Here is a 20,479-nt window from a genome sequence, read left to right on the forward strand (position 1 = left end):
GGGGGCTTCTGCTGATTGGAAGGAAAACTCATCGGATGGGATGAATGGATTCGGTGAGGTTTGCATGGAGATTCATGGATGGGCTCAATCGATAGGCTCAGGGAGCAAGACGGCTCCGCCTCGGGAGATCGAACGCTGGCCCATTGCAGAACCCCAGTTGTGCGGCCCAGCCTGTTCGCGAAAGCGTCGCGTAGCGATAGTCCACAACAAGACAGGGTTTGCGCGCGGAAAGAAGCACCTTCTCAGGGTAAAATTTTCTGGTTAGATCTGGGCTAGGTCGAAGAGGCACACTTTTCTGTTGCACCTATCGACTCGACCCCATCACGCCTGTTACCTGCCCTGGGTACTGAGTTAAGAGTGTCTCCATTCCAGAATCCGGCCCAGCTTTTGCCTGCTGCTCACCCCGCCCTTGGTCAAGTTGATGCTTGGCGAGCCCCACAGCGGCAGGAGCCAGCAATAGCAGCATTATAGCGCTTGTGGGATCCCTCAGCCCAGACAGACCCTTAGCCCTTGGGTTGCTCCCAGAGGAAGTGCTCAATCTGGATCGGCTAGGGGGTTCTCCCACAACAGGCGCAGCCGCTTTGCCGTCTGTAGTGTCCAGTGGGGCAACCCCAATGACTCGGCCATTTGAACCAGATGGGTGGGCCGCAGGTAGGCACCGTCGTTGCGGCAACTGCCCCGGTAAAGGAGGCAAGCGCTGCCCTCGGGGGTCAGGCCCTGAAACTCTAGGTAGTAAAGCAGGGCGCGGGCATTGAAGGGAGAGGACTTGCCAGACTTGGAGGTTTTTTCAATCCAGATTTCCTGCGCGTCTAGGATCTGGGTGACCCAGGCAGGCCAAGAGGACTCCGTCCCGCTGCCGTGAACGGCTTTGGGCAACTCGCAGCTCACCGTGAGCTGATATTCGGCGGCGTAAACGGCTGCGGTGGCCGAGGGATCCCGAAGGCTAATTTCTTGGACGGCTTGGATGGGGATCTCCGGGGGCAGCTGTTCGCTCAGAAGGGCGCGCAGTTTCTCAGGCGTCAGAGGACCTTCAGGCCGATCCAGCAGCTCCAGATCCAGGATTTCGCCATAGCCTTCCTGGCCAATGGGCAGAGCGTTGGCGTTGGCCAGGCGGGGCATGGGGTGGTAGCCGCCGCTGAAGGCCAGAGGTAACCCCGCTCGCCGACAGGCCCGTTCCCACAGGCGCATGAGATCCAGGTGGCCCAGCCAGCGCAGATCCCCGGTTTTGCCGTAGGTGATGCGGAAACGCTGGGCAGGTGGCTCCGGCTCCAGGGGATCCGGGGTGGGGGTGGGTTTGCTCTGCAGGGGTGGGACGGGTGGGGGCGGGATGACGATGTTGTGGCCGAAGCCGGGGCCGCAAATGCCGCAGGCGGAACAGCCCTCGAAGGAGCAGTCTTCCACAGTGAGGGCTTCCAGGGCGCGGCGGTAGTCTTTTTGCAGCCATTTCTTGTCAATGCCGGTATCGATGTGATCCCAGGGCAAGGGATCCTCCAGGCCCAGTTCGCGGATGGGGAGACGGGCGCAGAGGGCGACCGGGTCGGCACTGAGATCCACGGCTTCGCCGCAGTAGGCCCTCACCCAGGCAGCGTAGGCGGCGTCGATGTTTTCCCACCAGGCGTCCATGCCGGCCCCAGCCCGCCAGGCCCGCTCGATCATCTGTCCCAGGGAGCGATCCCCTTTGCCAATAAAGTCTTCCAGGATGCTGAAGCGGATGTCGGTGAAGTGGGCTTTGACGCCCCGCAGCCGCCGCAGCTCCTTCTGCAGCAGGGCCTGCTTCCGCTGCACGTCGGCGTAGTCCACCCGGTGCCACTGGAAGGGGGTGTGGGGCTTGGGGGTGAAGTTGGAGAGGGTGAGGGTAAATTCCACCCGCTTGCGGCCTACCGCAGCGCATTCTCGCTGCAACCTCTCGACGGTGCGGGCGATCCCCAGGACATCGGCGTCGGTCTCGCCGGGCAGGCCAATCATGAAATAGAGCTTGATTTTGTCCCAGCCCTCTTGGACGGCGGTGCGAATGCCGCGAATCAAGTCGGCATCAGTAAGGCCCTTGTTGATGATGTCCCGCAGCCGTTGCGTGCCAGCTTCGGGGGCAAAGGTGAGGCCGGAGCGGCGGGATCCCTTCATGATGGCGGCAATTTGCTCATCAAAACGATCCACCCGCTGGCTGGGCAGGGAGAGGGCGACGTGCTCCCCGAGCAGACGGTTGTGCAGCTCCGCCCCCACCGCTGGCAGGGAGAGGTAGTCGGAGCAGCTAAGGGAGGAGAGGGAAAATTCGCTGTAGCCGGTCTTGCGCAAGCCCTGCACCACAGCCTCCACCACTGCTTCCGGATCCACATCCCGCGCTGGGCGGGTAAGCATTCCCGGCTGGCAAAATCGGCAGCCCCGTGTGCAGCCCCGCCGCACTTCCATCACCAGGCGGTCGTGGACGGTTTCCACCAAAGGCACCAGGCCGACGGAGTATTGGGGTTGAGGCAGGGCCACCCGACGGCGGATGCGCTCCGGCACCCCAGGCACAATGGGTCGAGGCGGGATCCCCTCGTAAAACTGGGGCACGTACACCCCCGGCACCTGGGCCAGCTCCAGCAAGACCTCTCGGCGGGGCTTGGACAGGGATCCGGCCAGCACTTGGCCAATTTCCGGCAGCACCTCTTCCCCATCTCCGAAGACGAAGAAATCGAAAAAGTCGGCAAAGGGCTCCGGGTTGGAAGTGGCGGTTGGCCCACCGGCAAAGATCAGAGGGCACTCTTCCGGGGTGAAGGGTTGCCGTTCCGACCACCTGAGCGGGATCCCGGCCAGATCCAGCATCTCCAGAATGTTGGTGCCCCCCAGCTCGTAGGCCAGGCTGAAGCCGATGATATGGAAAGCGCGCAGAGGACGGCGGGATTCCACGGCAAAGAGGGGGATCCCCAACTGCCGCAGGCGGGCAGCCAGATCCGGGCCTGGCAAGTAGGTGCGGTCACACAGTTGATCCGGCTGGGCGTTGAGGATGTTGTAAAGGATGAGGTGGCCTAGGTTGGAAGCTCCCACCTCGTACAACTCTGGATAGCTCAGCACCCAACGCACCCGTGCCGAATCCCAAGGACGGTGGACGGCGCCAAACTCTTTGCCCAAGTAGCGGGCTGGCCGCTGAATCTCAGGGGTGAGCAGGCGATCCAGATCGATGGGACTCAGATCAGTTTGCGCGGTAGCTGGAGAAAGCATTGAGATCCGCCGAGACGTTGACACAGTCACTGATCTGACTCTAGCCGAACTTTTCCAGCAACCCAAACGAAGGGAGAAGCACTTTGCCCCTCTGAGCCCCTAGGTTACAGCCACATCCATTTTGAATGAGCCCGAGGAATGCTCCTCAACCCCTATTCTCGCAGCCAACGGGTGGTGCCATCTTTTTGATCGATGAGGGTGATGCCGAAGGCTTTCAACTGATCCCGAATGCGATCGGCTTCGGCAAAGTTTTTGGCCTTGCGGGCTGCCGAGCGCTGCGCGATCAGCTCCTCGATTTTTTTAAAGTTAAGTTCCCCATTTGTAGCTGCTTCTTTGGATCCCTCGAATTCAGAGAATGAGGGCCAACAGAATCCCAAAGTAGCCAAAATCTCCAGCAAGGCAGCGCTTTTTTGTTTGAGGGCCTGGGGCTCCAGATGGGTTTGGCCTTGATGGGTGAACAGGTTGTGTTCTCGGGTGAGTTCTTTGGCCAATTCAAAGGCGATAGCCAGCGCTTCAGGGGTGCCAAAATCATCGTCCATAGCAGCTTGAAAGGCTTGCATGGCCTCAGCATCAGGGGATCCCTTTTCTTCTTTGCAGAAGTGCTGGGCACAGTGGATCCCTTTCTGGAGGGTTTCCCAGCCACGGCTAGCCGCCTGCATGGCTGCCTCGGTGAGATCTATGGGGCTACGGTAGTGGGTCTGCAACAGAAACAGCCGCAAGGCCATGGGGTGATAGACGGCGAGGGCCTGTCGCAGGGTGGTGAAGTTGCCCAAAGATTTGGACATTTTCTCGCCGTTGATGTTGAGAAAACCGTTGTGCATCCAGTACTTGGCCATCGGCTTGCCGGTGATTGGCTCCGATTGGGCCAGCTCATTTTCGTGGTGGGGGAAAATCAAATCTGCCCCGCCGGCGTGAATGTCGATGTGATCTCCCAGGGTCTCCCGCACCATGGCGGAACATTCGATGTGCCAGCCCGGTCGCCCCCAACCCCAAGGGGAGGCAAACCCCGGCTCAGAAGGGGGGGCCGCTTTCCAAAGGGCAAAGTCGAAGGGATCCTGTTTCTCAGCTCCTTCTTCTCCTACCCGGCCACTGGCTCCCGCCTCCATCTCCTCCAGTTTTCGACCGGATAGCTGGCCGTAATCCGGGAACTTGCGGACAGAGTAGTAAACAGAGTACTGAACAGAGGCGGGGGTCTCTGGCTGGTGTCCCGCTTGCAGGAGGGAAGACGGGTCGGTCTGGTGTCGAATCGGATCCCGTACCCGGTAGGCAAAGCCTTTGAGCTCCAAAGATTGGATCAACTGGAACATGGCTTGCAGCGATTGCGTTGCCCTCGGGTAGAGATCGGCCCGCTTGATGTTCAGGCGATCCATGTCCTGGAAATATTCGGCGATGAAGCGCTCCGCCACCGCTTGCATGGATTCGCCACGTTCCAACGCCCGCTTGAGGATCTTGTCGTCCACATCGGTAAAATTCTGCACATACTTCACTCGGTAGCCGCGCCACTCCAAGTAGCGACGCACCATGTCCCAAACCACGTAGGTACGCGCATGGCCGAGGTGGCAGAGGTCGTAAACCGTTACACCACAGACATACATCCGCACCAGGGGCTTCTCCTCCGCAACTGGAGCTGCAGATCCCTGGGAATTGCCGACGGAAACGGATTGAGATCCACCTGCTGCCAGCGGCTGAAACACTTCCTTGCGGCGAGTCAATGTGTTATAGACAACCAAATCCATGGGTATCCCTAGTTTGTAGTTTCAGCTACAGCAAAACAGGCTTTGTCTTCCAAAAAAAGACGATGGCGCACTTTGTCTTGAATCGGATGAGGCTCGACAAAATCTCAACGGGTCAAGGGCTGGAACCATTGTGAGGCAAGCATTGTGGCTGAAATTACCTGCCAAGACTTGTCTAGATTTGTTAACTACGGTACTCTAACCTGAGTGCGAGCCAGCCTGTTCATTAGCGAGCTCCACCCCGGCTTGAGTCACCCCTGGGGTGCTCGGTGCCAAGGGGCTTATGCGCCTCATTTTGACATCTTCTTCTCTTGCACTCTAGTGTCAGCCTGTTGGTGTGAGGATGCCTTTAAAACCCACTTTCCCCAATCCCCAAAACGGGGAGCTGGATTTCCGCGGTGCTGCCGTGAGCACCCTTTCCCCCCCACCCCCAAAGGGCTCGGCAGGGATCCCTTCAGAACAGTCCTGGACTTCTGCGGATTCATCTGCCGAGGAAGCCTATCTTCTGGAGTGGGCTCCAGCCCCTCTCTCTGGGCGGTCGAAGCCAAGATGGGTTGGTTTGGCCCTCTCTCTCAGCTTAACGGGCCTGGTATGGCTTCTGAAGCTGGAGGCGGATCCCTGCGCAGAAGCTGGGGAAGAGCAGCTGCCGGCCACCCCCAGGTGCCCAACCGAGCCTGAGACAGCCCATCCAGAGCCGGGGGATTCTGCTCCTGCGCGTCGGGGATATCCGGCTTGGGCCACTGGTCTTTTGCTGATGCTGGGCTTGGCCGGAGTCGCTACCCTACAGCAGCGACAGTTGAATCGCCCCCTGTCTCCGGCGGTAGAGCCGATCCCACCCTCTGTGCATACGCTATCTGGCGCTCTGCAGCAAAACTACGAGCGGAAAAAGGAGCAGCTGCGCCAAGCCTTCGCAGAAGGGCGAATCCCGACAGGAGAAGGGCCCAGAGGCATTCTGGAGCATGAAATTCAGCCGGGGGAAACCCTCTGGCAACTGACCCAGATGTATCAGCTCGACGCGGCTGCCATCACCGTCTCCAATGGTATTCAGGCCAGTACTGAGCTGAAGCCGGGGCAAGTTCTCCTCATCCCCAGCCAGCCGGGATTGATCTACACCGTCAAGCAGGGAGACACACTGGAGGACATTGCCAACCGCTACCGAGTTCCCCAGCAGCGGATCATCGAAGCGACTCCCCTGGAGCGCCCGGAATATCTGCGCATTGGCCAACGCCTGCTCATCCCCGGCGATGTGGGCGAGTTGATCCAGTGTCAGAAGGAGATGATCGCTGCCCAGAAAGCTCGCGAAGAGGAAGAGCGCCGCCAGCAAGAGGAGGAAGCCCAACGCCAAGCCGAAGCCCAAGCTCGATTACAGGCGGAGCAGCAACGCCGGGCCCAGCAAATGGAACAAGAACGGCAGGCCCTCTTGGCCGGTGGATCCCTGACCCACACAGTTGGAGCCGGTGACACCATCGAACGGATCGCCGCCCGCTATGGGGTAACTCAGCGATCCATTATTCAAGCCAACAACTTGCGCAATCCCCACTGGCTGCGCATTGGCCAACGCCTTACGATTCCGGCGCCGGGTACGCAGCCCACCCCAGCTCCCGCCCGACAGGCTCCGCCAGCGCCCCCTCCAGCCCCTCCCCAGGTTCGCAGCAGTGGGTTTGTCTGGCCGGTCTCCGGGCAAATCACCTCTGGCTTTGGCTACCGTCGCGGTCGCCTTCATGCAGGGGTAGATATTCCTGGCCCCGTGGGATCCCCCATTGTAGCCGTTCAGGAGGGAGTGGTGATCTTCGCGGGGAATGCTGGGGATGGCTACGGCAATCGAGTGGACATTCGCCATCCCAACGGAATTGTTACTCGCTATGCCCACGGCCATCAGATTTACGTTTCCACAGGCCAGTACGTGCAGCAGGGGCAGACAATCATGAGCCGCGGCAGCACTGGCTGGAGCACAGGGCCGCATCTGCACTTTGAAGTCCGCCCCGGCGGGGGCGCGCCTGTGGATCCCCGGCCCTATCTGCCCTGATCCTGTCCCAAAGCGAGACTACACAGAACAGCCAGCCTGGCCATAAATTGCTAGCCTAAAGACAGCAAACTCCAGACCGTAGGAACACGCCGATGCAGTGGGTGAACGCGCTCTCCCAGCTCCCTTCCCTAGAAGCGGCTCTGCGGCAGGTGGTGGAGGAAGCCAAGGCCAAGCTTCAGGCGGCCCAGCTGAAAAGTGCCTTGAGTCGGCAGGTGCAGACGGTGGGATCCGGCAGCTTGCCGGGGCTGCTGACAGGGTATGTTCCCTCTCAGCCTCTGCGGCCCAACCTGGGGGTTTTGTTTGTGTCGGCGGCCTTTGCCAGCGAATACATCCGGGTGTTGCCATTGCTGTCGGGGCTGCTGGAGGTGGACGTTTTGATCGGCTGCTCCGGGGGTGGCATTGTGGGTGGCGGGCATGAAATTGAGGATGGCCCGGCTCTCTCCTTGTCTTTGGCGGTCATGCCGGAGGTGGTGCTGCATCCTTTTCATCTGCGGGGGAACCAATTGCCAGACTTGGATGCGGCTCCTTCTGCCTGGGTCGATTGTGTTGGGGTTTCGCCGCAGAGCAAGCCTCATTTTCTGCTCTTGGCCGATGGATTTTCCTCTGGCATCTCAGAGTTGCTGCAGGGGTTGGATTTCGCCTATCCGGGATCAGTCAAAGTGGGGGGATTGGCCAGTGGGGGCCGCGGCCCTCGGGGCAATGCTCTGTTTTTGCTGGATGCGCGTACCCTCACACCTCGGCGGGAGCTGTATCGAGAGGGCACAGTGGGGCTAGCGCTCTACGGCAATGTGGTGCTGGATGCAGTGGTGGCCCAGGGGTGTCGCCCCATTGGGGATCCCTTGCGGGTGACGGAAGCAGAGGGGAATGTGATTCTTGGCTTGGAGGGTCGCCCTCCTCTAGCGGTTTTGCAGGACTTGGCAGAGCGGCTCAGTCCCGTGGATCAGCGATTGGCCCGCCACTCTCTCTTCATCGGCCTGCTGATGGATGAGTTCAAGTCGGAGCCGACGCCGGGAGATTTCCTCATTCGCGTAATCTTGGGCGTTGATCCGCGCGTGGGGGCGCTGGCCATCGGGGATCAGGTGCGCCCTGGCCAGACGGTGCAATTTCATCTGCGGGATGCCCAGACTTCGGCAGAAGATCTGCGTTGGGCCCTCAGCCGCTATTGTGCCGAGCGCAACTTGAGGCAAAGCCCCTCTCAACCGAGGCCGGAGCCTTGTGGGGCGTTGATGTTCTCCTGTTTGGGGCGAGGCAAGGGCCTGTACGGCACTCCCGATTTTGACTCGCAACGGTTTCGGGAATTGCTTGGAGAGCTGCCCTTGGGGGGGTTCTTTTGCAATGGTGAGATCGGCCCCGTTGGGGGATCCACCTTTTTACACGGCTACACTTCCTGCTTCGGGATCTTCCGGCCCGCCCACTAGAGGGGGGATCCCTTGCCCTAAGAGCCGGCAAAATTAGATAAACTGAGGATCTGCTGTCAACAGCTTGGTCAAGGGTTTCTCATGCAGCTTCATCTTAGCGAGCCGCCACTCACTCAAGGGGAATGTGCCCTGGTCTATTGCTTTGCCGCTTCCGGCGGGAATGGCCGCTTTCCTCTGCCCCCTGAGATCGCCTCTTGGGATGAAAAGGCGTGGTCAGGGCTGGTGGCGGAAACCGTTCAGGAGCAGGGGTTTCAGGGGAAGCCGAATAGCAGTGTTGCCCTGCGCCTGACAGGAGAGATCCGCAAACTGGTGTTGGTGGGATTGGGGGATCCCGCGGCCCTAACGCTAGAAGCCCTACGACGGGCCACAGCCAACGGCCTGCGCCAGGCTCACAGCTTAAAAGCCAAGCAGGTGATGCTGTCTTTGCCGGAGACGGGGTTGGATCGGGTGCGTGGGGTTCAGGCGGTGGCCGAAGCCTGCCTACTGGTGGCGCACCGGGACAATCGGTTTAAATCTTCAGCCAAAGGGGAAGAGGAAAACAGCTTTTCTGTGCAGGAAGTAACTCTCTTGGTGCCGGGGTTGGCCCAGGCTCGCCCCGATTACGAAGTCGCGCTGCAGCGGGCCATTGAGATGGCGGCAGGAACCATCTTGGCTCGGGAATTGGTGGCTGCCCCCGCCAACATTGTTACTCCTCTTGCCCTGGCCGATACCGCCCGCCAACTGGCCCAGGAATATGGTCTAGAGGTGGAGATTTTGGGACAGGAAGAATGCGAGGCTCTGGGGATGGGGGCTTTTTTGGGTGTGGCCAAAGCCTCTGACCTGCCGCCCCAGTTCATTCACCTCACCTACAAGCCGCCACAAGGGGATCCTGTTACCAAATTGGCCCTGGTGGGCAAGGGGCTGACCTTTGATTCCGGTGGGCTGAACATCAAAACCGACTCCCGCAGCATCGCCATGATGAAAACCGACATGGGGGGAGCAGCGGCAGTTTTGGGAGCTGCACGGGCCCTAGCCGCCCTCAAGCCGCAAGTGGAGCTGCACTTCATCGTCGCTGCCACGGAAAACATGATCAGCGGCCATGCCATCCACCCAGGGGATATCCTCACCGCTTCTAACCAGAAGACCATTGAGGTCAACAACACCGATGCAGAAGGCCGCCTCACCTTGGCAGATGCCCTGGTGTTTGCGGAAAAGCTGGGCGTTGATGCCATCCTCGATCTGGCTACCCTGACCGGTGCTTGTGTGATTGCTCTGGGGGAAGAAATTGCCGGCTTGTTCACCCCAGATGAGACGCTGGCCCAGGAGCTACAGCAGGCTGCCAATCTCTCCGGCGAAAAAATCTGGCGCCTGCCGCTGGAGGAAGGCTACTTCGAGGGTCTCAGCTCCATTGTGGCCGACATGAAAAACACTGGTCCCCGCTCAGGGGGATCCATCACCGCTGCCCTGTTCCTGAAGCAGTTTGTGGAGAAAACCCCTTGGGCCCACCTGGATATAGCAGGCCCCGTTTGGACAGAGAAGGATGCAGGCTACAACAATAAAGGGGCCACCGGTTATGGGGTGCGCACCCTGGTGGAGTGGGTCTTGGCGCGGCAAGCCGCAGCAGCTTGCTCATAACCCCGCCTTTCTGGACGTTGGGCCTTGAAAAAGCATCTACTGAGGGAGGAGCCAAGGGCTGCTTGGCTGGAGCTGTCCGATCCCTAAAATAGGCTTAAAAAAGAGTCTAGGTATTGAGTAGCACTTTGCAAGGCTTCCCCTCAGGGAATAGGATCCCCGCATCAAAGTAGCTGGCACAAGGCCCCCTGCGCCGGATCCTCCCATGAAAGACCTTTACCGCGAGCTGGAATTACAGCCCAATGCAACTCTAGAAGAAATTAAAGAGAGCTACAGGCGGCTTGCCAAAGAATACCATCCCGATAAACTTCACCCAGATACACCTGTTAAGGGGCGGCAGTACATTGAGGAAAAGTTTAAGTCTATTCAGGAAGCATACTCGGTCCTGAGTGATCCTGTGAAGCGAAAAGCCTATGACTCCCAAAGGCTTTCCCAGACTTCGCCCACAAAAGGGAGCGGGTATGACCAAGACTTAAAAGCAGAACGCGGTTACAGCACACAAGATGGCAAACCTTGGCCCTTTGACTTCGACAAGATAAAGGAAGCTGCAGAAGAGATAGAACGTCGTAAGAAAAACATCGAGGCCAACTATAACCAAAGAGTAGAGCAAGTTAAGTCTGAGTTAAGGAGAAACTTGATCTCTATCGGAATAAAACAAGAGGAAGCTAAAATTGATCATGCCTTTGCCACCAAAAGTGACACTATACTGGGTGCCCTCTCGCTTTTAGTCCTGAGCTTGTTCATTGGTGCCTTAAGTAGCTCAATCGGGCTTGTGCTCTTTCTAATCTCAGTTATTAGTCTTTTTATGGCCATTTTTGATAAAGGATATAGCAAGTCGCAAGTTGAGAGCGCTAAGAAGCTACAGGAAGAGGCAAAATCAGTAATAGCCCAGATAGAGAACCAGATAGAGAAAGATAGGAACTCGAAGCTTTCCCAGCTTGAGCTTCACTGTAGAAGTAGGATCGATCATTTTAAAGCTGTCCCTATCGAATCTATATCCCCATTTTATAAGTGGGCTGAGTGGGGAGGATCAGCTATTTTTGCTAACCGCAATAAAGGAAAGGGCAGATGCTGAAAGCCTAAAAGAAAACTTGAAGATAGCGGCTGGAGTTGCTGTGGGTATTGGCATACTAGCCGCCTTATTTGGGCTGGGAGGTGGATTTCACCCATTCTGAATCTCAAGAAGAGGCAAAACACTGCTTCATCTCCTGCAGCACCTGGGCATCTTGAGAGGCCGTTCTCGCGCCCGCTTGAGCAGCCCAGCACTTAAGACTCTCGATTTGGTCGCGGGCAATCGAGGCCAAAGGCACGGTTTCGCGGATGGCCTGCAGGATATCCTCTTGGGTAAAGTCCCGCCGAGTGCTGCTGCCACTGCCCCCAAAGGCGTTGTACATGGCATCTACGATGGCTTGCTCGATCTCGGCCCCGCTGAAGTCCTGAGCTGTGGCTGCCAAGGCTTCCAGGTCGAACTCCCGCAGGCGGCTGGGGCGCAACCGCTGCAAATGCACCCGGAAGATCTCTTTGCGCTCAGCGTGGGTGGGCAGGTTCAAGAAGAAAATCTCGTCAAAGCGGCCCTTGCGCAACAGCTCTGGCGGCAGCAGCGGCACGTTGTTGGCAGTGGCCACAATGAAAACGGGGCTGGTTTTCTCCTGCATCCAGGTAATCAGGCTGCCAAACACCCGGCGGCTGGTACCAGAATCTCCATCGGCACTGCTGGTGATGTTGCCAAAGGCTTTGTCGATCTCGTCGATCCAAAGCACGCAGGGGGCCATCGCCTCCGCCAGTTGGATCATCTGCCGCACCCGGCTTTCCGACTCGCCAACGATGCCGGCAAACAGACGCCCAGCATCCAACCTCAGCAGGGGCAACCGCCACTCATTGGCGATGGTCTTGGCGGAGAGGGATTTGCCGGTGCCCTGGATCCCGACCAGCAGCACGCCCTTGGGGTTGGGCAGGCCATAGCGACGCGCCTCTTCGGTAAAGGCTTCCTGGCGCACCCGCACCCAGGCCTTGAGGTTATCCAGGCCCCCCACACTTTTGAGGGTCTCGCGGGCGGTGAAAAACTCCAGGATGCCGGTTTGGCGGATGGCCTGCTTTTTCTCCTCTAGCACCAGGTCGATATCGGCTTCGTTGACCTCCTGCTTGGCGGCCAAAGCGCGGGCCAAAACGCGGCGGATACGTTCTCGGCTCAGTCCCTGACAAGCTTTGACCAGTTGCTCGCGGGCCAGAGGGGTAAGCTTGAGTTTATCTGGGGCCACGTAGAGCTGGATGAGGCGGCTGATCTCTTCGCTATTGGGCAGGGGAATATCGACGACGGTGACCTCCTCTGCCAGGTCGCTGGGCACTTCCAGGGTGTGGCTGAGCAGGATCAGCATCTTGCGGGTGCGTTTTAGCTCGCGGCTGAGGTTTTTCAGCTCCCGGATGATGGGAGCGTTTTTGTCGCTGCTGGCGTTGCGCAACACAAAGTGCAGATCCCGCAGCACAAACAGGGTGTCCTCGTTGGGGGCAGAGCGCCACACCCGCCCCAGAGCTGCCATGATGGAGCCCCGATCCTCGCCTGTATCTTGCCAGCCCCGCACCAAGTCCCAGAACAACAATTGCCGCGGTGGGTCTGTCCGTCTGGCTACTTGGGTTAGCACGGCATCGGCAGGCTCTTCTTCTGGAGAGACCAAGTAAACCAGGGGGTAGCGGGCCCGGATCATCAAATCCAGCTCTGTCACCAGCCCTGCTTGCAGCTCCGCCGGGATCTCGACCAGGGCAGGATCCCTGCTGTCTGGATTTGTTTTTCTTGCGGCTTCTGTCATCGCCTCTGGAGTTTAGAACATCCTTACTTCATCTTCCTCTCACTTGTTCAGAAACCATTTGGATTGGAACAGCCAATAAGCAGCAAAATGCTCACGGTTGAGCTTCACGGTTGATCTTTAGGATAGGGCAGGGATCCCTTGCAGTTCGGCCAGCATGGTGCGGGCTGTCTGGGTGGGATCTGCAGCTTCCATCAAAGCCCGCACCACAGCTACACGGGTGGCCCCAGCTCGACGCACCTCGGGCAGGTTGTGGGGATCGATGCCGCCGATGGCAAACCAGGGCAGGTGGGCTTTCTCGGCAGCCAGGCGCACGTACTCCAGGCCGGCAGGGGGTTTCTCCGCTTTGGTGGGGGTGGGGTAAACGGGGCCGACGCCAATGTAGTCCACGTCGCTGTTCAGGGCTTGGGCCAGCTCTTCGGCGTTGGTGGTGGACAGGCCAATGAGCCGCTGGGATCCCAGCAGTTGTCGGGCTTCAGCCACCGGCAGATCCGTCTGGCCCAGGTGTACCCCATCTGCCTGGCTGACCAGAGCCAAGTCCACCCGGTCGTTGACGATCATCAGCGCCTGGTAGCGGTCGCACAGCTGCCGCAGCTGTTTGAGATCCCGCAGCATCTCGCCGTCGGGAAGGTTTTTGCGGCGATATTGCACCAGGGTCACCCCGCCCCGCAGGGATTTTTCCACCACCTCTAGCCAGTGGGGCACAGGGCTGGTCACCAAATAAAGATGGGCTGCCAGGAGACGCTGCCGCAGGGATCCGCCCAGCAGTTCACTTTCCAAGACGTAGAGCCGATAGCGCATGTCTTTGGCCAGCTTGGCCAGGCCAGGGGCCACCCAGTGGTGGGATTCGGCCAACTTGCCGTATTCTTCTAACACCCGCAGGGCTTCTTGCACACGGCTGCAATTGGCTTGCAAGAGGTGGCGGAGATCCCGCCGTTGCTCCTCTTGGGGGTGGGAGATCTGGGTGCCTGGATCGGCGGGGGTATCGCGGGCCAAACGCAGGGGATCGCTGTGCCAGCGGGCTAGGGCTTGGCGCATGGCCTTGCATTCGGCAGAGAGCTCTCCCTCTTCCAGGCCGAAACGAAACCATTCTTCCAATACCCGTAGTCCTTCACGAGCTCGATCGAGGTTGGCATCCAGAATACGGGCGACGGCCTGGGGTTTCATGTTCCCTATACGTGGGAAGAGAGTTGCTTAATTTTTACCAAAAAAATGCGCCTAAAGCCCCGTCCTACCCTTAGCCGGAAGCAAGTCAGTAGGGTGGAGAGTAGTCAATTCACTGTAAATCGGAATGGTTTCCCTGAGGCTGTCCTTAGCCCTGAGGAGAAAGAGGGTGATGCCATAAGGCGTTAAGAAAGGCTTGCTGCGGCGTGTGTCCCCAGGCGAAGGCCCGTGGGCCGGCCCCTTCCGGCAAGTAGGCCCAAGCATAGCGCTCGCAGGCGGGAAAGTAGCGGATCTCCCACCAAGTTCCCCCTACAGGCACATCTTTCACTGCCCGCAAGAAAGGGCCGCGATGGCGGGCGAGGCGCTCTTCTATAAAGTAGGGGCCTTCCAGCTGAAGGGCTTCTACCGCTGCAATAAGCTCGGCTCGTTGTCGCTCATTTCGGATCATCTCCCGGGTTCCCCTCTTGGATTGGCTCTATTCTATGAGGAGATTTCTGGTGAGCTGGGGGATCCCTCTTGATTCAGCCCAGATTGCGCCTACGGCAAGCTGTGGAAACCCAATGGAATCCAACGAATCCACCGCAGGTGCTGTGTCTGAGCAATGGACACGGGGAAGATGAGGTGGGCAGTCGCCTTGCTGTTGCCCTAGTCCAACTGGGGATCCCGGTGCAAGCCTTGCCGATTGTGGGAGAAGGGACAGCCTACCAACGCCAAGGGATCCCCCTGCTGCCCATTGCCCAGGTGATGCCGTCGGGGGGGTTTATTTATCAGGATTGGCGGCAGTTGTGGCGGGATTTGCGGGCCGGTTTGCTGGGGCTGACGGGGCGGCAATTGGCGTTGGTTCGGCGGGCAGCAGCCCAGAGGAACCTGGTGCTGGCCGTGGGGGATATTGTGCCCTTGCTGATGGCATGGTGGAGTGGGATCCCCTACGCCTTTGTGGGCACGGCCAAGTCGGACTATTACTGGCGAGATGAACGGGGGCCCTACCGACGCCCCTGGATCCCTTTTGGGCAGCCGATTTCCGATTACCTGCCCTGGGAGCGCTGGCTGATGGCCCACCGACGCTGCCTGGGTTCTTTTTTGCGGGATGAGCTGACGGCTACAGCTTTGCAAAAACGGGGCCTAAGGGCCTTTTACCTGGGCAACCCGATGATGGATGGCCTAGAGCCACGCGGGACATTGCCTTTGGATCCCCACCGACCGGCCTTGCTGCTCTTGCCCGGATCCCGTCCGCCGGAAGCCTATCGCAACTGGGCTCTGATGATGCAGGTGGTGGAGCGGCTCCCAAAGGAGCTGCAAGTCTATGCTGCCCTCAGCCCCAACCTGGAGCGAGACCCGCTTCAGGCTTGGATCCCATCTCAGCGCAGCGATGTGCTTCTGGTTTGGGGGGACTTCGGGGCCTGTGCCCAACGAGCAACAGTGGTGCTGGCCATGGCGGGAACGGCTACCGAGCAATGTGTAGGCTTGGGAAAACCGGTGGTAACCCTGCCGGGAGAAGGGCCCCAGTTTACCCCGCGCTTTGCTGAAGCGCAGACCCGTCTTTTGGGATCCGCCGTCCACCTGACCTCAGTGGAGCAGGCTCCCGCCGTGGTTGGCCGGATTCTGGAACGCCTGGCCGCCGATCCCAACTACGCGGCTGAGTTGCAGGCCCATGGACGCCGCCGCATGGGATCCCCAGGGGCCGCCCGGCGCATTGCCGCTCAACTTCGAGATTGGCTCAAGCCATCCGGCCCGGTTTTGGAACCGTTCGAGCCAGACACATTGTGAGCCAGACACATTGTGAAATATATTGTGAAATGGGGAGCAGGTCGTTAAAAGGCCCGACTTATTGCTGTTAAGTTTAGTTTTCCGTTTTTAAGTATTTGATGGCCTTGAACCTTCTTTTGGGGTTGGAGAGCAGTTGGTGGATCCCTTGCTATGGGTGGGCGGGAGCAGCTTTGGCCATTCCCTGGGCAACGGGGTGGGTCAAGGGCAGTGGCCCGCGCCCGGCAGCTTACCTCAACATCCTTCTGACTTTTGCCGCCTTTGCCCATGGCCTTTGGCTGTTGCGGCAGGTTTGGGGTCGGGATCCCCAGATCCTGAACTACCTCTGGTTTCGGGTGGCCGATTTGGATTTGACTCTGTCTTTGGAGATCTCGCCCCTGACAATGGGGGCCGTCGTCTGGATCAGCGGTTTGAGCTTGCTGGCCCAGATCTATGCGCTGGGGTATTTGGATAGGGACTGGGGCCTGGGTCGCTTTGCCGCCCTGATGGGCTTTTTCGAGGGGGGAATGACAGGGATCGCCCTCAGCGACTCGCTGTTTTTCAGCTATGCCCTGCTGGAGATGCTCACCCTTTCCACCTATTTGCTGGTGGGCTTTTGGTACGCCCAGCCTCTGGTGGTGACGGCGGCGCGGGATGCGTTTTTAACCAAGCGGGTAGGGGATCTGTTGCTGCTGATGGGGGTGGTGGCAATTTCCAACTTTTCTGGGGCCTTGACCTTTTCCGGCCTGCGGGACTGGGCGGCTACGACTAGCTTGGATCCCACCTGGGCAGCTTGGATGGGCTTGGCCTTGATGGCGGGGCCCTTGGGCAAATGCGCCCAGTTTCCGCTGCACCTGTGGCTGGACGAGGCGATGGAAGCGCCCAACCCGGCTTCGATTTTGCGCAATTCGGCAGTGGTGGCCTGCGGAGCTTTTGTGCTGATTAAGCTGCAACCGCTACTGGCCCTGTCGCCGATTACGAATGGGGTCTTGGTGGCCATCGGCACGATCACAGCCCTGGGCGGATCCCTGGTGGCCTTGGCGCAAATTGACCTCAAGCGCACCTTTTCCTATTCCACCAGCGCCTACTTGGGGTTGGTGTTTATGGCAGTGGGGATGCAGCAGCCGGATTTGGCCCTGGAGCTGCTGCTCATGCACGGCTTGGCTAAGGCGCTGCTGTTTATGGGGGTGGGATCCCTCATCTACACCACCTCTACCCAAGATTTGACAGAGCTGGGGGGCCTGCGCAGCCGCATGCCGGCCACGGTGGCCGCTTTTGCCGTGGGATCCCTGGGGATGGTGGCTCTGCTGCCCCTAGGGTGCTTTTGGACGCTGACCCGCCTGGCGCTGGTCTACAGCGGGGTGCAGCCGGCCCTGGTGAGGGTGCTGCTGCTGGTGAATGGGCTGACGGCTCTCAACCTGGCGCGGGTGTTTGGCCTGGTCTTTTTGGGATCCCCTCAACCCAAAACCCGCCGGGCCCCTGAGGTGGGCTGGCTGATGGCTCTGCCCATGGGCATCCTGACGGTGCAAACCTTGCTCATGCCCTGGCTGTTGGGGCGCTGGGGGCTCTATCCCGACTGGAACCCGCAGCTGAGGTGGATGGCGACTCTGCTGACGGCTGCTGGGCTGGTGGGGGCAGCCATTGGCGGCTGGCTGTACTGGGGGGACCAACGGAGGGTATATCTGCCCTGGCCGGAGTTGCAGGATCTGCTGGCCCACGACTTTTACACGGGGCACCTCTACCAAGCCCTGGTGGTGCAACCGGTCAGCGCCCTCTCCCGCGGATTGGAGTGGCTGGATCGCAACGGAGTGGACGGCTTGGTGAACGGGGTGAGCCTGGCCTTTTTCTTCAGCGGCGAAGCCCTCAAGTACACCCTGTCGGGGCGGATGCAACTCTATGTGCTGGTGATTGTCATCGGGATGGTGTTGGTTACAGCTTGGCTACTGCGTTCGCCCCATTTGGGGTTGGCCTATTGATGGGAGAGAGCCATGTTGAGCCTTTTGATTGGGATCCCGTTGTTGGGGAGCATCTTGATTGGGTTGATTCCCGAGCAGGCGGGGAAGGGCTTGCACCGGGCTTTGGCCTTGGGGTTTGGGTGGGTTTTGTTTGGCCTGAGCGCGGGGCTGTTGCTGATCTTTGACCCCCACCTTGGATCCCTGCAATTGGCGGAAAGGATGGCCTGGATCCCCCAGTTGGGCTTGGTTTATGAGGTGGGAGTGGATGGGATCTCTCTGCCTTTGGTGGTAATGACCGGGCTGCTGGTGCTGATGGCCATTTGGGCCAGCGGCCAGGTGGAGCGGCCCCGCCTCTACTACAGCTTGGTGCTCATGCTGGCGGCAGCGGTGGCCGGAGCTTTTTTGGCTCAGAATTTGCTGCTGTTTTTCCTGTTCTATGAAGTGGAGCTGATCCCGCTGTATTTGCTCATCGCCATCTGGGGAGGGCCGCGCCGCACCTATGCCGCCACCAAGTTTTTGGTTTACACCGCTCTGTCGGGGATCCTCCTCTTGATTGGCTTTTTCGGCCTCAGTTGGCTGAGCGATGCCCACAGCTTTACCTACACCGTCCTGCAGGCCCACCCTTTACCTCGGCTGTCGCAGATCCTTTTGCTCATTCCCATTCTGCTGGGCCTGGCCATCAAGATCCCCTTGGTGCCCTTCCACACCTGGTTGCCGGATGCCCATGTGGAGGCTTCCACCCCCATTTCCGTGTTGCTGGCGGGTTTGCTTTTGAAGTTGGGCACCTACGGCCTGGTGCGCTTTGGCCTGCAGCTCTTGCCGGATGCCTGGGATCAAGCCGGGCCTTGGCTGGCCGGTTGGGCGGTGGTTAACGTGCTCTATGGATCCCTGAACGCCTTGGTGCAGCAGGATATGAAAAAGCTGGTGGCCTACAGCTCCATTGCCCACATGGGCTACATCCTCTTGGCTGTAGCAGCAGCCACTCCCCTCTCCCTGGTGGGATCCATCTTTCAGATGGTCAGCCATGGCCTCATTTCCTCGCTGCTGTTTCTTCTGGTGGGAGCCGTCTATGCCAACACCGGCACACGGGATCTCAAGCTGCTGCGGGGATTGCTCAACTCGGAGCGGGGCTTACCGCTTATTGGCAGCTTGATGGTGCTAGGGGTGATGGCCAGTGGCGGCACACCGGGCATGGTGGGCTTTATAGCTGAGTTCACCCTCTTTCGGGGCAGCTTTGCCGTCTTTCCCCTGCAAACGCTCCTGTGCATGGTGGGGACGGGATTGACGGCGGCCTATTTTCTGCTGATGGTGAACCGTGTCTTTTTTGGGCGCCTCTCGCAAGTGGCCATAGCCATGCAACGCCACGCCACTGAAGAGCGCCTGCCTGCTGTTGTTTTGGCAACGCTGGTGGTGTTACTGGGCCTGCAGCCTAGCTGGGCAACCCGCTGGGTGGAGTCCACCACCTTGGCCTTGGCCAAGGCTAACATAGCTGGTGTTGCAGGACTGGTCACTGCCTTTCAGTTTGGGTTGTCTTCCTTTTGATTGTCTTCCTTTTGATGATTTGATGAGATCGACGGAGTTTCTTTTGCTCCCATGACTGCCACTCTTGCTCCTGCTCCTTCCTGCTTCTTTCTGGCCGGCTTATCTCCTCTGGAGCAACTGCAACTGGCTCCCATTGTCCAGCGCCTAGAGGCAGGGGGAGCCCTTGTGCCGGATGCCCCTGCCAATCGCCTAGAGGTCATTGGCATCCTGCATAGCTACGGCGAGGTGCTGGATGCCTATTCGCGCAATTTGATCTTTATTGCCGACCACCAATTTTTGGAGCTTTTTCCGGCGTTCAAGTATTTCAACGGCGAGATTACCCTGGGCAAATGGCTGCGCTACCTGTGGCATGACCGCATCAACTACGAGTTTGCCGAATACTGCATGAAGGCCATGCTCTGGCATGGGGGAGGGGGGCTAGACCGCTACCTGGATACCCCTGAATTTGTCGAGCGGGCCAAGAGAGCCATCCGGGCCAAAATCCGCTTCAATCCCTTCTTGCAGGGCTTGGGGATCTTGTTTCCCGACTTTGCTCTAGAACAGGTGCGCATGCTGGCTATGTACAGCGGCTTGGGCCAGTTTTGGCGGGTGATGAGCGATATTTTCCTGGCGCTGGCCAAGCGCTCTGAGACAGAACCCCACCTCACCATCCCCGAGGTAGTGGCCCACATTCAGCAAGGGCTGGTGGCCGCCGCCGACAAACCCATCGCCTATGCTCCCTGCATCTGGGGCCGGCGCTATGAGATCATTCCTCTCTCAGCAGGCCTGACCTTCCTGCCGGATACGGCCATCCCTTATGTGGAGGCGGTGTTTTTCCGCTCTTTTCCCTTTATGGGCACGGTTTCCTACAACGCCCAGGCCCACCAGATCCCGGCTGAGCAGGCTGACTTTGCCTACGGCGCCCTCTACGCCGACCCACTGCCGGTAGGCAGCGCTGGGATCCCGCCTACCCTGTTGATGCAGGATATGATGCGCCACCTGCCCCCCTACTTGCGAGAACACTACCGCCGCCAGCCTCGCGGGGATGATGACCTGCGGGTGAAAATCTGCCTTAGCTTCCAAAAGGCCATGTTCTGTGTTACCACTGCCGCCCTGCGGGCTCTTGCCCCTTTTCCTCTGGAAACTCAGGATCCCCAGCAGCAGTTGGCCAACCGCAAGTTTCTGGCTCCTTGGCTGCAGCGCCTGCTGGGATCCCGTCTGTTAAAGGTGCAGGAAGAAAGGGTTGAGGCCTAGCTGAGCTGGGAACTGCTACTTTTGGTTACTGGAAGGGGGATCCCCTTTTCGGATA

The 20,479-nt window shown here is 59.2% G+C and carries 13 protein-coding genes; 8 read left to right on the forward strand and 5 right to left on the reverse strand.

The genetic code is table 11. The annotated features are described in order from the left end of the window. Positions 1–534: 534 nt before the first annotated feature. On the reverse strand, positions 535–3,198 hold the full coding sequence (locus tag NW828_RS00395; protein WP_414380840.1) for a TIGR03960 family B12-binding radical SAM protein: 2,664 nt from the start codon (positions 3,196–3,198) through the stop codon (positions 535–537). Positions 3,199–3,350: 152 nt separating this feature from the next. Continuing rightward, the gene (gene cysS / locus NW828_RS00400; RefSeq protein WP_414380841.1) at positions 3,351–4,934 is read right to left on the reverse strand and encodes a cysteine--tRNA ligase; all 1,584 of its coding nucleotides are present in this window, start codon (positions 4,932–4,934) and stop codon (positions 3,351–3,353) included. A gap of 340 nt (positions 4,935–5,274) precedes the next feature. Here cysS and NW828_RS00405 point away from each other — a divergent pair, with 340 nt between their 5' ends. From NW828_RS00405 to NW828_RS00420, 4 genes are all read left to right on the forward strand, one after another. After that, positions 5,275–6,957 carry a LysM peptidoglycan-binding domain-containing protein gene (locus NW828_RS00405; RefSeq protein WP_414380842.1) on the forward strand — a complete coding sequence of 561 codons (1,683 nt, stop codon included), beginning with the start codon at positions 5,275–5,277 and terminating at the stop codon, positions 6,955–6,957. A gap of 92 nt (positions 6,958–7,049) precedes the next feature. Next, positions 7,050–8,375 (forward strand): FIST N-terminal domain-containing protein, encoded by a 1,326-nt coding sequence (locus NW828_RS00410; protein WP_011433416.1) that lies wholly within the window; start codon positions 7,050–7,052, stop codon positions 8,373–8,375. Positions 8,376–8,456: 81 nt separating this feature from the next. Beyond that, positions 8,457–9,989 (forward strand): leucyl aminopeptidase, encoded by a 1,533-nt coding sequence (locus tag NW828_RS00415; RefSeq protein WP_414356823.1) that lies wholly within the window; start codon positions 8,457–8,459, stop codon positions 9,987–9,989. Between the two features lie 202 nt (positions 9,990–10,191). Next, positions 10,192–11,061, forward strand: a complete 870-nt coding sequence (locus NW828_RS00420; RefSeq protein ID WP_414380843.1) for a DnaJ domain-containing protein — start codon at positions 10,192–10,194, stop codon at positions 11,059–11,061. Positions 11,062–11,164: 103 nt separating this feature from the next. Here the strand turns inward: NW828_RS00420 and NW828_RS00425 are convergent, their stop codons facing one another. The 3 genes from NW828_RS00425 to NW828_RS00435 form a co-directional block, all read right to left on the reverse strand. Further along, positions 11,165–12,688 carry an AAA family ATPase gene (locus NW828_RS00425; RefSeq protein WP_414380874.1) on the reverse strand — a complete coding sequence of 508 codons (1,524 nt, stop codon included), beginning with the start codon at positions 12,686–12,688 and terminating at the stop codon, positions 11,165–11,167. A 219-nt stretch (positions 12,689–12,907) separates the two neighbouring features. Next, a complete protein-coding gene (locus tag NW828_RS00430) occupies positions 12,908–13,954 on the reverse strand; it encodes a thiamine phosphate synthase (protein WP_414380844.1) in 1,047 nt (348 codons plus the stop codon). A gap of 145 nt (positions 13,955–14,099) precedes the next feature. After that, positions 14,100–14,399 (reverse strand): hypothetical protein, encoded by a 300-nt coding sequence (locus NW828_RS00435; protein WP_414380845.1) that lies wholly within the window; start codon positions 14,397–14,399, stop codon positions 14,100–14,102. A 68-nt stretch (positions 14,400–14,467) separates the two neighbouring features. Between NW828_RS00435 and NW828_RS00440 the strand changes: the two genes are divergently transcribed. From NW828_RS00440 to NW828_RS00455, 4 genes are all read left to right on the forward strand, one after another. Then, positions 14,468–15,718: a lipid-A-disaccharide synthase-related protein gene (locus tag NW828_RS00440; RefSeq protein ID WP_414380846.1), complete on the forward strand. Its 1,251-nt coding sequence runs from the start codon at positions 14,468–14,470 to the stop codon at positions 15,716–15,718. A 98-nt stretch (positions 15,719–15,816) separates the two neighbouring features. Continuing rightward, on the forward strand, positions 15,817–17,670 hold the full coding sequence (locus NW828_RS00445; RefSeq protein WP_414380847.1) for an NAD(P)H-quinone oxidoreductase subunit F: 1,854 nt from the start codon (positions 15,817–15,819) through the stop codon (positions 17,668–17,670). A 12-nt stretch (positions 17,671–17,682) separates the two neighbouring features. Then, a complete protein-coding gene (locus tag NW828_RS00450; protein ID WP_414380848.1) occupies positions 17,683–19,191 on the forward strand; it encodes an NADH-quinone oxidoreductase subunit M in 1,509 nt (502 codons plus the stop codon). A gap of 51 nt (positions 19,192–19,242) precedes the next feature. Then, a complete protein-coding gene (locus NW828_RS00455; protein WP_414380849.1) occupies positions 19,243–20,424 on the forward strand; it encodes a CO2 hydration protein in 1,182 nt (393 codons plus the stop codon). Positions 20,425–20,479 lie beyond the last annotated feature (55 nt).

The sequence above is a fragment of the Synechococcus sp. W55.2 genome (genome assembly GCF_047461635.1).
Lineage (GTDB): Bacteria > Cyanobacteriota > Cyanobacteriia > Thermostichales > Thermostichaceae > Thermostichus.